Here is a 13724-nt window from a genome sequence, read left to right on the forward strand (position 1 = left end):
CTCATGCTGCTGCAAAATTGAACACTATGTCGTCATAGTAACGCATTGATTTCACGGCTTGAAGTCAGGCAAACAAGATTTCGTGTTACAAATAGCAAAGCCAGCGTATAGGTGCTGGCTTTGTTATTTCGGTAAAAAAGCGAATGTTATTTAATAAAAGCGATGCATCCTTGCAAAATCACTAAATTCACAATGTCGATGAAGAATGCACCGACAATTGGAACCACCATAAATGCTTGTGGTGATGGACCATATCGACTCACGATGGAGCCCATATTCATGACTGCAGTCGGTGTAGCACCTAACCCAAAACCGCAGTGTCCGCTAGCGATCACCGCCGCATCGTAGTTGCCTCCCATCATGCGGAATGTTACGTAGTAAGTGAACATCGCCAACACTGCCGACTGAATAGCAAGAATAATAAGGAATGGGATCGCAAGATCGAAAATATTCCACAATTTCAAACTCATCAAGGCCATGGCAAGAAATAGAGATAGTGCAACCGTGCCAAGAATATCAACGGTTTCTAAATCAACCTTGCGCGCCTTCGTCACTTCCATGATGTTAGTGATAACAACACCAATAAACAGCGCATAAACAAAATCGGGAATCATTAACCACTTGATGTCAAAACTGCTTACCCAACTCTCGAGATACTTCGCGCCTGTCACGCAAAGTAGAATGATGGACAAGCTTTCAACGACTCTTTTCGCTGTGACACGATCTTCCTCATGTTCGTTGTACGTCACCAGTTCAGGGAAACTCTGATGACTTTGATTGGTGCGTCCGTATTCCGATTCCAAGTTGTGTTTGTTTAGTAGCTTTTGTGCAACAGGGCTGCCAATAATCCCTCCCATCACCAAGCCAAATGTAGCAGAAGCCATTGCCACCTCTAGAACATTATGCAAACCATACATTTCTTGAAAAGTTTGCGACCACGCAGCTCCAGTTCCATGTCCGCCAGAAAGCGTAATGGATCCGGCGATCAACCCCATGAGTGGATCTAACCCCAACGCTGTTGCTAAGGACACGCCGACCGCATTTTGGATAAGAATGTAGACCGATGCCACAACTAGGAAGATGAAAACCTTCGCACCGCCTTTAATCAGTTGGGTGTAATTTGCCGCTAAGCCAACGGTTGCAAAAAACATCAGCATAAAGACGTTTTGCAGTGGTAAATCAAAGGAAACATCCACACCGTTTAAGTGCATCGTCGTGATGACGCAAGCGACCACTAGACCACCAACAATTGGCTCTGGAATATTAAATTTTTTTAAGGTTGGTAACTTGGTATTGATGAACTGCCCTAAAAACAACACGCAAATTGCGACGAGGAACGACTCCTGTGGGCCGATAGATATTACCTGATTCATGAGACCTCTTTACTCTACTCTTTCTCATTCATTGAGCACGCGCTCAACGTGAGATAGGTGCCTAAGCCAGTCAGATTGCCTCTCGAAACTTTTGTTTTCTAGGCCTCTTTGACCATCAGTTCTCATCAAGTAAGAAATAGGCAGACCTAAAATTATGCTAATTATCATTCAGTGAGAATATTCATTTAGAACAGGTGATAAGTGTATTGATGGGAAGAGAAAAACAACACTTCTCAACTTATGAGAAGCAATTAATTTCCATATAAAACAAAACCTCAAAACAACGACCACATAGGTGGATATTTAGAGCGAATGAGACAGGCGGATACACTAGGTTTTAAATTATTACTTTCTCTCTAATGCACTAGGTGTTATACATATATATAACACCATCTCAACCAAGAGATTCACTCATGACTAATTGGCATGATCGCCAACCGATATTTCGACAGTTGGCAGACCAGATCACGCAGCAAATACTGCAAGGTGTCTGGCAAGAAGGCGATGCTCTGCCCTCCGTCCGTAGCATCTCTGCAGATATGAAAATTAACCACCTCACCGTTATGAAAGGCTATCAATTGCTTGTTGATGACGGGCTAGTGGAGAAAAAACGCGGTCAAGGTATGTTTGTCGCTTCAGGAGCAAAGCTCAAATTACTCGCAGACGAGAAGGCACGTTTTCTTCAGCAACAAATTCCGCAGATAGCCGACACAATACAGCGTCTGGATATGTCACTCGACGAATTCATTCAACAACTAAAACCACACTTGAAAGGTGACCAATGAGCGCATTAGTCAGTGTAAACAACGTCTCCAAGCAATATCAGCAACAAGGAGAAGCACTGCATGAAGTGAGTTTCGACCTACATGCAGGACAAGTACTTGGCTTACTCGGCCATAATGGCGCAGGTAAATCAACGCTTATTAATGCCCTACTCGGTGCACATGAATATCAGGGCACTATTCGTATCAACGGATTTGAACCTATTATGCAACGCGACAAGATAATGCAGAGCTTATCCTACATCTCGGATGTCAACGTTCTGCCAGATTGGATGACCGTTGCTCAACTGCTTAACTATACCGAGGGCGTGCATCCAGGGTTCAATCGCGCCCAAGCAGATACGCTACTTCGTCAAACGGACATCAAACCTCGTGCGCGCATCAAATCTTTATCCAAAGGGATGAAGGTGCAATTACACCTCGCGATTGTGATCGCGACCAACACCCAAATCCTCATATTGGATGAACCGACACTCGGGTTAGATCTCGTGTATCGCGAGACGTTTTATCGTCACTTATTGGAATGGTTTCACGACGGCGAGCGCGTGTTGATCATCGCCAGTCATGAAGTATCAGAGATTGAGCACTTGCTGACAGATGTTCTGATTCTTAAGCATGGTCGCCCCGTTCTGCAAACCTCGATGGACAGTATCAGTGAAGACTATTTCATTCTTGAAGCCAACGACGAGCACCGCACACAAATTGAAGCGATGAACCCACTCTCGTCACAAAAAGGCCTCGGTTCAACGAAATGGTTACTCAAAGCCCAGTATGCCCAACAAGCAGAAACAATGGGTTCCATCCATGGGGTGAAGTTAGCGGATCTATTTTTAGCATTGCAGAAGGAGGCAGCGTAATGCGTTCAGTTGTCGCGATGTTGCAAAAAGAGTGGTTAGAAAACCCTCTTGTTTTACGTATTCCACTGTTTGTGTTGGCGTGTGGAGTTATTCTCTTTGTGAGTTTAATGAGTAACGATACTCTACAACACAATATGTTTTTCCAAATGAGCTTTGGTGGCGATGTCAGTGACATTCACAAAGAGCTTGGTGATGACGTCAATATGTTGATTTCCGGAGGAGCAGGGCTGCTGTCTATCTTGTTAGCCGTTCAGTACTTCCCAAGAACGCTACGCAAAGAACGGGCGGAAGGCAGCATTATGTTTTGGCGCAGTATGCCTGTCAGTGACATAAAAACCCATTTAGTGAAGCTAGGATTTGGCTTATTGGTGATTCCGCTTGTCTGCTCGGTGCTCGTACTCGCTGCAAATTTAATGTTGTGGTTGCTGAACATCTCTACTGATCACCAATTGGCTTTATTGTACCGCCAAGCCTCGTTAGGTTACGTGCTGCTGCATTGGGGAGAGTTTTTAATCAGAATGTTGTTCACCGGTATTCTGCTGTTACCGCTGGCATTAACTGCGATGGCTATTTCACAAAAAGTGAACTCACCACTGGTCATTTTGTTTATCGCCATTTATGCGCTGCGTTGGATGCCTATCGCACTTTTTGGTTTCTACGGGCTAGATCAGTTTTTCTCCGAAGTGCTTTACCTCCCGCTGCACGCCATTATTACACCAAACCCATTCAATGCCATTCCTCAAGCGGGTTGGTTAAACGTTGGCATTTACGCCTTCATTGGTATTCTTGGTTGGACAGCTAGCCTCAAGTTCAGCCGAACTATCCAATAATGCTTCATTCAATAAACGACCAAACCAAGTCATAAAAAAACGGTCACAACCAGTGTTGTGACCGTTTTATTTCGCCTCTAGGAGCTCATCCACTTAACTTTAACCAAGGAATGAAATGTAGCCTTGCAAGATAATTAAGTTGACGATGTCGATAAAGAAAGCCCCCACAATTGGCACCACCATAAATGCCTGCGGCGACGGGCCAAATCGGTTAACGATAGAGCCCATGTTCATCACGGCTGTTGGGGTTGCCCCCAAGCCAAAACCACAGTGACCACCCGCAATAACCGCAGCGTCATAGTTGCTTCCCATCACTTTGAACGTAACGTAGTAAGTGAAGATAGCTAAGACCACAGACTGCACAGCTAAAATGACCAAGAATGGAATCGCTAAGTCAAAGATATTCCATAACTTCAAGCTCATTAATGCCATCGCCAAGAACAATGACAAAGAAACGGTACCGAGCATATCGACGGTTTCTGCATCTAACTTACGAAGCTTGGTCACCTCCAAGAAGTTCGTGATGATCACACCAATGAACAGCGCATATACAAAGTCTGGAATCATCAACCATGAGATTTCATACGTGCTAACCCATTGCTCAACATACTTCGCCCCAGTAACACAGATCAGTAGGAAGAAGAGTTTCTCAACCACTTTTTTCGCCGTTACTTTATCTTCTTCATATTCGTTGTAGGTCACCAACTCAGGGAATTTTTCGTGAGTTTTGGCATCTCGACCACCACGACCATACTCCGATTCAATGCTGTTTTTTTCTACGAGGCGCTGCGCTACAGGGCTACCAATGATACCGCCGATGATCAAACCAAAAGTCGCTGATGCCATTGCAATTTCTAAGACGTTATCCAATCCATACACGTCTTGAAAGGTTTGTGACCACGCAGCACCTGTACCATGACCACCTGACAGAGTAATCGAGCCAGCAATTAACCCCATCAAAGGATCTAAACCGAGCGCCGCCGCGAGTGAAACGCCAACGCCGTTTTGTATGATGATGTAAAACGATGCGACAGCTAAGAAGATAAAAACCTTCGCACCTCCTTTCATCAACTGAGTGTAATTTGCGGCCAAACCAACCGTCGCAAAAAACATTAACATAAACGTATTTTGTAATGGCAAGTCGAACTCTAAGTCGATGCCGTTGAAATGAAGAGCAGTAATCATGCAGGCCACAATAAGACCACCTACAATCGGCTCAGGTATGTTGAATTTCTTTAAAATCGGTAGCTTAGCATTAATAAAATGCCCCAGGAAAAGCACACTGATTGCGACCAAGAAGGACTCCAGTGCACCTACAGATATTAAATGATTCATATCGCCTCTTATTATTGTTCTCTTCATTCTCCGTAATGAATGAGTGTTAGTTTAACCTTCGTTCAATAGCAAATTTTCTCGCTTTATTGTTTCGAAAATACTCAAAAAGTTGGTGTAGATGCGCCTTAGGCTAGTTTAAGGGGCGCTCCTTAAGCGATGTGTCAGTTTTTACGCTGTTAGCAAGCCCTTAAATGTGAAAGGAGCTGATACAGCTCCTTCAAATGGCCCCTCGCAATACCTGTGCGTTATCGCTTGGGGTGTCGTGTTGTGAGTAAATTCTGGGTGACACTTTCTGAACCACTTCGGGCTCCCTTACTTAAACAGAATGTGTCAATTACTATCAAACAAAGTTCCTTCCCGTTGTAACCGCTAAACGCCGAGAGCGCGTTCAAAACAATTGGGTTTGCCTGTTCCTGTCGTAGCTTTTCAACTCTGGCTCATGGTGTATAAACGAGCCGAATCCAAGGAAACTCTCAGGCTGCAACAAACGTTTTCGTTACAACGGAGCAGGATTATAACATATCGCTGATAATTTTCTTCAATTCAGTGACATTCACCAACCCCATGGTTAAACCTTGCAATGATTAACTGCCTATTATCATTTTTACAGATAAAGATCGAAGCACAGTTACTCAGTAAGCTTCTTAGAATACGATGCATAGCTAATAACTTCACCGCCGTTCTTATCCAAGAGGTCTTGATAAACGCCCTAGACAACCAAGCAGCCGAAATATGCGATGTTATCATGATTGCTTTTCGAGACCGACGTCCCGACTTTGGCTAATGAGTACAACCCCAACTATGCATCAGGCAAAAACATGTATAATTTTTTATACAAGTTATTCAATAACAAGAGTCCCACATGAACATTCATTCGCTTTGCGCTGCGCTATTACTCAGCGTCGTCTCATCAGCTACAGCAGCTGAAAACATTCGTATTCAATATTCTCCCGTAGAGACAACTCATGAAAAAATCGCCCAACAATCGATTCAAAGCAGCGATGTAAACACCATCTTTGCTGAGCTATCTCAGGCCTACTTTCCATTTGATAAAGCTCTCACGCTGGTTTACGGCGGAGAAGATGGTCCAATGTATGACCCTGATACACACACAATATACGTTCCTTACACTTTTTATTTGGAGTCGCTCAATTACTTCTCCAATAATCAGTATGAAGAACGCTTCGGAAAATCCCCAAAAACAGGGGCGCTAGATACGTTATTGCACACTTTACTTCATGAAGCTGGACATGCTTACATCGAAGATCAAAGCATCCCTGTTCTCGGAAAAGAAGAAGATGCGGTCGATAATTTTGCCACTATTTTAATGATTGACTTCCTAGAAGATGGCGCAGATATGGCCATTAGCGCCGCCGACATGTTCGCATTCGAATCCGACGACAGACCGGACTACTACGATTTTGGCGAGTACATTGACGAACACAGCTTTGATTTGCAGCGTTACTTTTCAACGTTATGTCTGGTGTACGGTAGTGATCCTGAGCAATACAAAGCCTTACTCGATGAAGTAGAAAAAGACTACCTGCGTGATCGCAAAGAGTTCTGCCAATTCAATTACGGCAACATTCGCGACAATTGGCTGCATTACTTGCAAAACAATGAACCAAAAGAAAATTCGCCACGTAAAAGCGATTAGAAAATCTCAAACAAGAAAACCGCAATGACAAAACTCACCATATTTTATGACGGAACCTGCCCGCTTTGTGCCAAAGAGATGAAGGCGCTAAAACAACGCGATGCCAAGCAGCAAATCAAAACCGTCGATATCTATAGTGATGCATTCGCAGATTATCCTCAGATCGATCCTGAACAAGCCGACACCATTTTGCACGCCCTCAACGAAAAGGGGGAGCTTCTGCTTGGGTTGGACGTGACTCATCGTGCGTGGCAATTAGTTGGTCGCGGTTGGCTCTACGCTCCACTGCGTTGGCGCCTCGTTAAACCTGTTGCTGACTGGCTTTACCTGAAATTCGCAAAGAATAGGTATCGCGTCTCATATTGGTTAACGGGGACTTCTCGTTGCAATAGTGGGTCGTGTTCACGTTAATTGTGATCCCGCTTAAAAATGCTACGACCTTCGTCTAGATTTACAAATTTCCAGTACTTCTGATTGAGTAACTCGGTTAATCTCTAAGCATTACAACAATAAGTATTAACACTTTTATCAGGCAAGCTTATTCAGCTTGTCACTTGTAACGCTGCGCCGAGAGAAGGACGTCTCTATGAATCTGACGATCAGAAAACGACTATATATCCTTTCAATAATTCCAATTCTAACTATGGCAATAGGCATGATGTGGTTCACCTACGTACAAACCACGGCCTACAACGAGCACGAGATTGAGCAAACTCGAAGTCGAATGATGGAGATGAAAAAAGCCGAACTCAAAAGTTACGTACAAATGGCGCGTTCCGCTGTCGAGCCGCTACTCGCACAAAATGCCCCACTGGAAGAGGCTCTGCCTATCTTGAAACAACTAGAGTTTGGTCAATCCGGCTACATCTTTGGTTATGATTCAAAAGGCGTTCGCGTCGTGGTGGGTAAAAACACCAAAGGCATCGGGGAAAACTTCTATAACTTGCAGGACAAGAAAGGCAATTACCTGATTCAGGATTTGCTAAAAAATGCCAAAACTGGTGAGTTCACGACTTATTACTTCCCGAAACTCGGTCAGAGTGAAGCACTACCGAAACTGAGCTACTCAGTCTTTATTCCTGAATGGGACTTGATGTTGGGAACGGGTTTCTACACGGACGATATCGACGCCATTGTGGCAGACATGGAAAAAGCCGCACACGAAGATCTCAACACCACACTAACTGCGATAGCCCTGTTTTGTGCCTCGATTACAGCGATAGTTGCAGTCTTTGCCGTGTTTGTTAACCGCAGCATCATGAAGCCTATTGAGCAGTTTGATGCTTCAATTCACTCTTTCGCGCAAGGCGATGCAGATTTAACCGCGCGCATGGAAGAATCGAGCGTGCCGGAGTTCACCCAACTTAGCCGTAACTTCAATATCTTCGTTGAAAGCCTGCAAGGCATCATTAAGAGCGTTAGCCACGTAGGACAAGAAGTGGTTTCAGAGACCAACGAGATGTCACAGCGTGCATCGCAAGTGGATGAATTAGCTTCTGGTCAACGTGAAGAGACCGAACAAGTCGCTGCGGCAATGACCGAGATGACAGCAACGGCGCACGAGATTTCAAACAACGCTAACCAAGCAGCGCAATCAGCCAGAGACGCCGATGAAAACTCACAACAAGCAAAACACATTGTTGATTCAGCAGCGAACTCTGTCGAAGCACTCGCGCTAGAGGTGTCGGAAGCCAGCACGGTGATTTCTCGTTTAGAGAGCGACGTAAAAAACATTTCTTCTTCTCTGGAAGTGATTCAGGATATAGCCGAGCAAACTAACCTATTGGCACTGAACGCAGCCATTGAAGCAGCCCGTGCAGGCGAACAAGGTCGCGGCTTCGCAGTCGTTGCCGATGAGGTTCGTAAACTGGCGAGTCGCACTCAAGACAGCACAGGCGAAATTCACCAAATGATTGAGCAATTGAAGTCTGGCTCGGATGCGGCAGTGAAAGCCATGGGCTCAAGCCAAGCGCGTGGTGAAGCAACGGTTGAGGAAGCACGAGCAGCCTCTGCCGCACTGCAAGAAATCCAAGCCGCAATTGCTAACATCATGGACATGAACACGCTTATCGCAACGGCAACTGAAGAGCAAAGCCAAGTTGGGCAAGAGATTTCACAACGTATTGAAGTGATCTCTCAACAAAGCAGCCAATCGGCGCACCTTGCGAATCAAAACCGCGCAGGTAGTGGCAACCTAAACCACAAAGCTAACGAGCTGTACGACTTGGTCGGTCGCTTTACGGTTTAACGCTTTCCTCACCCACTCACCATTCAAACAGCGACGCCAAAACGTCGCTGTTTTTATTTCTGCTATCCTCATACGACTTAGCTATAATGCCGCAAACTAAGCACCCACAAGGGCAAAACCAGATGATTATTATGACCACCAATTTCGGTGACATCGAGATTGAACTGAACCTAGAACGAGCACCAGTTAGCTCAAAGAACTTCAAAAAATACTGTGAAGATGGCTTCTACAACGGCACCATTTTCCACCGCGTTATCGACGGCTTTATGATCCAAGGTGGCGGTCACACCGAAGACATGGCAGAAAAGCCAACACGCGCCCCTATCGCGAACGAAGCAAACCGTGGTCTAAAGAACCTTGTTGGCACTATCGCAATGGCGCGTACCGATGCACCGCACTCTGCAACGGCACAGTTCTTCATTAACTTGGAAGACAATGATTTCCTAGACCACACCGCTACTACCAACCTAGGCTGGGGCTACGCCGTGTTTGGTAAAGTGACCGCGGGTATGGATGTCGTAAACCGCATCGCGAAAGTGAAAACGACCTCTAAACTTGGTCACGATGATGTGCCATGCGATCCAATCATTATTGAGAAAGTGACAGTCAGCGAATAAGCCCATTCGCCTCTTCGGAGAAACCGTCGCTATAAAACGAAGAAAGCGCCTAACGTCTGATGACGTAGGCGCTTTTTGTTTTTATGACTCAGCCGATTAGTTTGGCTTGTGCCAGAGTTATTGATAGAAAAGCTCGGCTTTTGCTCCGACTAAATCAAGCTCGGAGCCTTGAAAATCAGCCAGATATTCAACAACAAGGTTGTACCCAACCCAATACCCCATGTATTTCGGCCAGCGGCTTTCATCGCTGCCAAGAAAGTAAGCATCGAAGTTGTAATCTAGGCTGGTCAGCTTGTCTTTCATCTCAGCGTAGAAAGGGCGCCAATCTTGATCTTTGATTTGCTCAAACAAACTCGGAGTGACGCCGCCATTCACCTTACGTTCGAAGTGACAAGCTAACCCTTCCATAATTAGTACATCACCAAGTGCAACGCCACTTTCTCCCGCTCGCATACGGAACAGGTGATGCAACTCATGCGCTAACACCGCAGCTAGTTCTTTCTCAATAACGTTTTTAATATCAGTACGTTGAGTATCAAGCAGAATCTCTACACGATAGGCACTTAAGCAATAGCCACCAATCCCCGTCTGCGGTACGTCATTGCGATCAAACGGGCTAATGGTGAGGTCAATGTTACTCAAATCAAAGTAACTAGAAAGTTGTGAGCTCAGATCATCAAGTTTCTGATGCAAATACTCAGAGATTGGAGACAGTTCTCCCGTCGCATTTAACAGGGTTACGCGATAACTCATTTATCTTCCTTGATAATGTGGGTTAAGAGCAGCGAGTTTACAGTGTAAAGAGTGAGCAGTTCTAGCGATTACATCCCTTTGAACAAACTTTGAGATGCACGACTCACCGGAAGCTTAGTTTCTCCAACGTGAACAAACATTCTTCCAGCAAAGTCTTTGTTTACTTTGCTAATTTTGCACACTTGCACAACGCTTGAACGGTGTACTTGCCAGAACTGTTCTGGGTTAAGCTGCCCTATCAACTCTTTCAACGATGTGCGAATCAAATACTCCTGCACTTTGCCTTGTCCTTGTTGGGCATACACAGAAACGTATTTTTCTTCCGCTTTGAAATACAACACATCAGACGTGGCGATCAGATGAATGTCTTCCCCTTGCGTCGCTTTGATCCACTGAAGATATTGCGGCGTTTGTGGCGCGGATAATTGCTGCAACTGCTCTAACAGGCTGCTCATCTGCACATTACTGCTTTCTTGCTCTCGCTTAGCAAGGCGTGCTTTCACTCTTTCACACGTCGTCAGGAGGCGCTCATCCGAGATAGGCTTGAGCAAATAATCGGCGGCATTTTGCTCAAAAGCTTTGATGGCGTAATCATCGTACGCTGTGACAAACACAATCAAAGGTGGATTGGCGAGTTGATTGAGTTTTTGCGCTAATGTCATACCATCCAAAACTGGCATACGAATATCGAGAAACGCAATATCAGGTTGACTTTGCTCAATGGCTTGCAACGCTTGTTCACCATCGGCGACTTTGGCTATCACCTCTAGCTCTGGCCACACTTCAGCTAGGCTTTTATCAAGATGACGCCTCAATAACGGTTCATCATCAGCAATAATGGCAGTAAACCCTGTATTCATTCCTTTCTTCCTTGATTACGATTCCATTGGCCAGCGCAAGCGAACACAAACGCCACCCTGAGCAGACTCACTGATAGAAACCTCTCCTTGACCTGCGAACAAAGCTTCAACTCGCTGCTTGAGATTACTTAGACCCACGCCAGACCCCATGTGCCCACTCACGTGATTCAAGCCAACACCTGTGTCTCTGACTTCAATCTTCAAGTTCTGTTGTTCGCGCTTAATGAGTAAGCTGACTTCGCCACCTTCTCGCTTCGGTTCAATACCATGGATGATGGCGTTTTCGATTAAAGGTTGGAGCATCATCGGCGGTAACTCAGTTCTGCCTAGTCCCTCTTCAACCTCAATCTTGTAGCTGAGTCGGTCACCCAAACGGGTTTGTTGGATGCTTAAGTAAGCCTCAAGTAACGCCGTTTCATTGTCTATGGTGGTGTGTTCTTCGCGTGAGCTTTTTAGCGTTGCTCGCAGCAGCGCGGTCAACTGTTCTAGCATCAGCTTGGCTTTATCGACATCTTGCGACATGAGCGCGCTGATATTCGCCAAGGTATTGAATAGAAAATGCGGTTCAATCTGGCTTTGCATCTGCTTAAGCTGACTCAGCAAGAGCGCACGATCTTGCTCTGCTTTCTCGCGCTTGATGGCTTCCAACTCTCGTTGAGCAACCGCCTCTTTCTCACGCGAGTAAAAATAGAAATAACACATACCGCTAAACAGTAATCCCATTAAGCCAACAGGGATCATATCGGAGATACCAAAATACTCTCCGAGCCAAAATTGCGCATTAATCACCCCAAACAATAAACAGGCAACAAGCGAACACACCACTTCTATCATACGTGGGATGGTTGGAAATAAACGGTCAATCAACCATGAGAAGAAGATAGCCGAATAGCCAAATCCAAAGCTAACCGCCACATGAATGTAAAATGGACCGCCCCAAACCGAGAGCGTCATTGCTGCGATAAAGAGACAAAATGCCGTGGTCACTAATAAGCTACGCGGCCATCCACTTTTCACCACTGATTTTGCTGAACACATTTAGAATTTCCCTTTGATGTTAAATACAATCATATGCTTATCATTGATTTGTGCGTAAGCAGATTGGTCGTCTCCGGTTAAAAAGCGTGCGGCAACTTCCACTTCTACACTTTGATCGCCGGTATCAATCCATTGGTAGTTAAGCCACTGCGTGACGATCACACCACCATCTTGTGGCGACAGCATCACATCCAACGTAGGGGTTACATCACTTAACCAGCCCATATCCGCTTTGCCGTTCCATGCAGCCCATGCTTCCAAATCCCAACTCCAGTGCAGCATTAGGCTATGCTGAACGATATTGGCATGCTGAAACCCTTGGGCGTAGCTTGTCGCAAGTAGAGCGCTGCTAGCCAATAGAGAGTTGTTAGGATCAGGGATCTGAGAGAGTAATTCGCCGCGCTCTATTGCTTGCTGCCATTCGCTTTTCGACCATGCTCGGCTGTCGTACCAATATTCAGCAATCACGTTGTGTCCAGCTTGGTTTGCCCAGTTCAATCCAATTAAGGCTTGGAATGCACTGCCCTGCTCCTCAACTGAAACGGGTCGGTAAAGATCATCCTGCTGAAACTGATAGCCAACACTTTGCTTTTGCCACAGCATGGAACCGTGCATGGCGATGGATTCATCCCACACCGCAATGGCACTGGCTCCGAGTAAACCTCGGCGCACATCATCGTAATAACCAATAAGTTGATACTCGGTATCACCCACCAGCGCATAACGACGAATACCAACACCTTGCTGCTCTGCGGCTTGATCAAGTGCACTTTGATCTTGTTGCCCCCAGCTTGAATCCGTCGCAATAACTGTCCACTCGCCGGCCATATCGTAGTGTGAAAGTGAAAACACGCCCGCCCCCTCTTCTGCGACTAAGCCAACCGAGTTTTGTCGATAAGGCTTAAACAGGTCCAAAGGTCGGTAGCCATAACCCACGCCCCAATCCACGCGCAACTTACCCAAACTCACATCAAGTGTAGTGTCACCGACTTGCCACTCTCCTAGCCAAGCAAGCTCTCGAATCAGTAGTTGGTTATCAGCTTCACTCAACCACTCACTCTCTCCTTGTTGGTTGAGGTACAACCCTTGGCTGTACAGAGCAAACAAGCCACTAAAGTTTTGATAATTCACCTGCACATCCAACAGTGCATTCAGTGAATCACGAGAACTGCCCTGCGCCTGCATAAATGCGCTGTCACGCTGCTTGGCAGTTTCGTAACTGACAGCCCAATCCCACTCAAAACTCAGCTCATCATTGGCAAAAACTGGGGCTGCTGCGCCCACACACAACGACGCAGCAATCAACAAACTGGTGCTTTTGTTAAGGTTAGGCTGGCGCGGTTTCATGTGACTTCCTTGCTCGTTTTCATGCTT

General features: G+C 45.7%; 13 protein-coding genes. 7 read left to right on the top strand and 6 right to left on the bottom strand.

The features are described 5' to 3' along the window. Window positions 1-146 precede the first annotated feature (146 nt). The gene (gltS, locus tag R8N46_RS00410; protein ID WP_025768732.1) at window positions 147-1373 is read right to left on the bottom strand and encodes a sodium/glutamate symporter; all 1227 of its coding nucleotides are present in this window, start codon (window positions 1371-1373) and stop codon (window positions 147-149) included. Between the two features lie 413 nt (window positions 1374-1786). Here gltS (R8N46_RS00410) and R8N46_RS00415 point away from each other — a divergent pair, with 413 nt between their 5' ends. Genes R8N46_RS00415 through R8N46_RS00425 form a run of 3 tightly spaced genes read left to right on the top strand, consistent with a single transcriptional unit; the run spans window position 1787 to window position 3842 of the window. Next, on the top strand, window positions 1787-2158 hold the full coding sequence (locus tag R8N46_RS00415) for a GntR family transcriptional regulator (RefSeq protein ID WP_005374444.1): 372 nt from the start codon (window positions 1787-1789) through the stop codon (window positions 2156-2158). After that, window positions 2155-3012, top strand: a complete 858-nt coding sequence (locus tag R8N46_RS00420) for an ABC transporter ATP-binding protein (RefSeq protein WP_005383221.1) — start codon at window positions 2155-2157, stop codon at window positions 3010-3012. The genes R8N46_RS00415 and R8N46_RS00420 overlap by 4 nt, the downstream gene beginning before the upstream one ends. Next, on the top strand, window positions 3012-3842 hold the full coding sequence (locus R8N46_RS00425) for a hypothetical protein (protein WP_171342396.1): 831 nt from the start codon (window positions 3012-3014) through the stop codon (window positions 3840-3842). The genes R8N46_RS00420 and R8N46_RS00425 overlap by 1 nt, the downstream gene beginning before the upstream one ends. 99 nt (window positions 3843-3941) lie before the next feature. Here R8N46_RS00425 and gltS (R8N46_RS00430) read toward each other — a convergent pair whose 3' ends face one another. Next, on the bottom strand, window positions 3942-5177 hold the full coding sequence (gene gltS / locus R8N46_RS00430) for a sodium/glutamate symporter (RefSeq protein WP_005392050.1): 1236 nt from the start codon (window positions 5175-5177) through the stop codon (window positions 3942-3944). A gap of 862 nt (window positions 5178-6039) precedes the next feature. Between gltS (R8N46_RS00430) and R8N46_RS00435 the strand changes: the two genes are divergently transcribed. The 4 genes from R8N46_RS00435 to R8N46_RS00450 all read left to right on the top strand — a co-directional run bounded on the left by R8N46_RS00435 (window position 6040) and on the right by R8N46_RS00450 (window position 9699). Next, the gene (locus R8N46_RS00435) at window positions 6040-6834 is read left to right on the top strand and encodes a DUF4344 domain-containing metallopeptidase (protein ID WP_005383215.1); all 795 of its coding nucleotides are present in this window, start codon (window positions 6040-6042) and stop codon (window positions 6832-6834) included. 24 nt (window positions 6835-6858) lie between these two features. Continuing rightward, window positions 6859-7245 (top strand): thiol-disulfide oxidoreductase DCC family protein, encoded by a 387-nt coding sequence (locus tag R8N46_RS00440; protein ID WP_104980301.1) that lies wholly within the window; start codon window positions 6859-6861, stop codon window positions 7243-7245. 175 nt (window positions 7246-7420) lie between these two features. Beyond that, entirely contained in the window at window positions 7421-9082 is a 1662-nt protein-coding gene (locus R8N46_RS00445; protein ID WP_025768726.1) for a methyl-accepting chemotaxis protein, read from the top strand. 122 nt (window positions 9083-9204) lie between these two features. Next, window positions 9205-9699, top strand: coding sequence for a peptidylprolyl isomerase (locus tag R8N46_RS00450; RefSeq protein ID WP_005448882.1), 495 nt, complete (start codon window positions 9205-9207; stop codon window positions 9697-9699). A gap of 117 nt (window positions 9700-9816) precedes the next feature. Here R8N46_RS00450 and R8N46_RS00455 read toward each other — a convergent pair whose 3' ends face one another. The 4 genes from R8N46_RS00455 to R8N46_RS00470 form a co-directional block, all read right to left on the bottom strand. After that, window positions 9817-10452: a DUF2268 domain-containing putative Zn-dependent protease gene (locus tag R8N46_RS00455; protein ID WP_115386890.1), complete on the bottom strand. Its 636-nt coding sequence runs from the start codon at window positions 10450-10452 to the stop codon at window positions 9817-9819. 68 nt (window positions 10453-10520) lie between these two features. Then, entirely contained in the window at window positions 10521-11312 is a 792-nt protein-coding gene (locus tag R8N46_RS00460) for a LytR/AlgR family response regulator transcription factor (protein WP_053303980.1), read from the bottom strand. Between the two features lie 15 nt (window positions 11313-11327). Continuing rightward, a complete protein-coding gene (locus R8N46_RS00465; RefSeq protein WP_115386889.1) occupies window positions 11328-12350 on the bottom strand; it encodes a sensor histidine kinase in 1023 nt (340 codons plus the stop codon). Further along, entirely contained in the window at window positions 12351-13697 is a 1347-nt protein-coding gene (locus R8N46_RS00470) for a hypothetical protein (RefSeq protein WP_213972078.1), read from the bottom strand. Window positions 13698-13724 lie beyond the last annotated feature (27 nt).

The sequence above is a fragment of the Vibrio sp. 1874 genome (genome assembly GCF_033344395.1).
GTDB classification, from domain to species: Bacteria; Pseudomonadota; Gammaproteobacteria; order Enterobacterales; family Vibrionaceae; genus Vibrio; species Vibrio alginolyticus.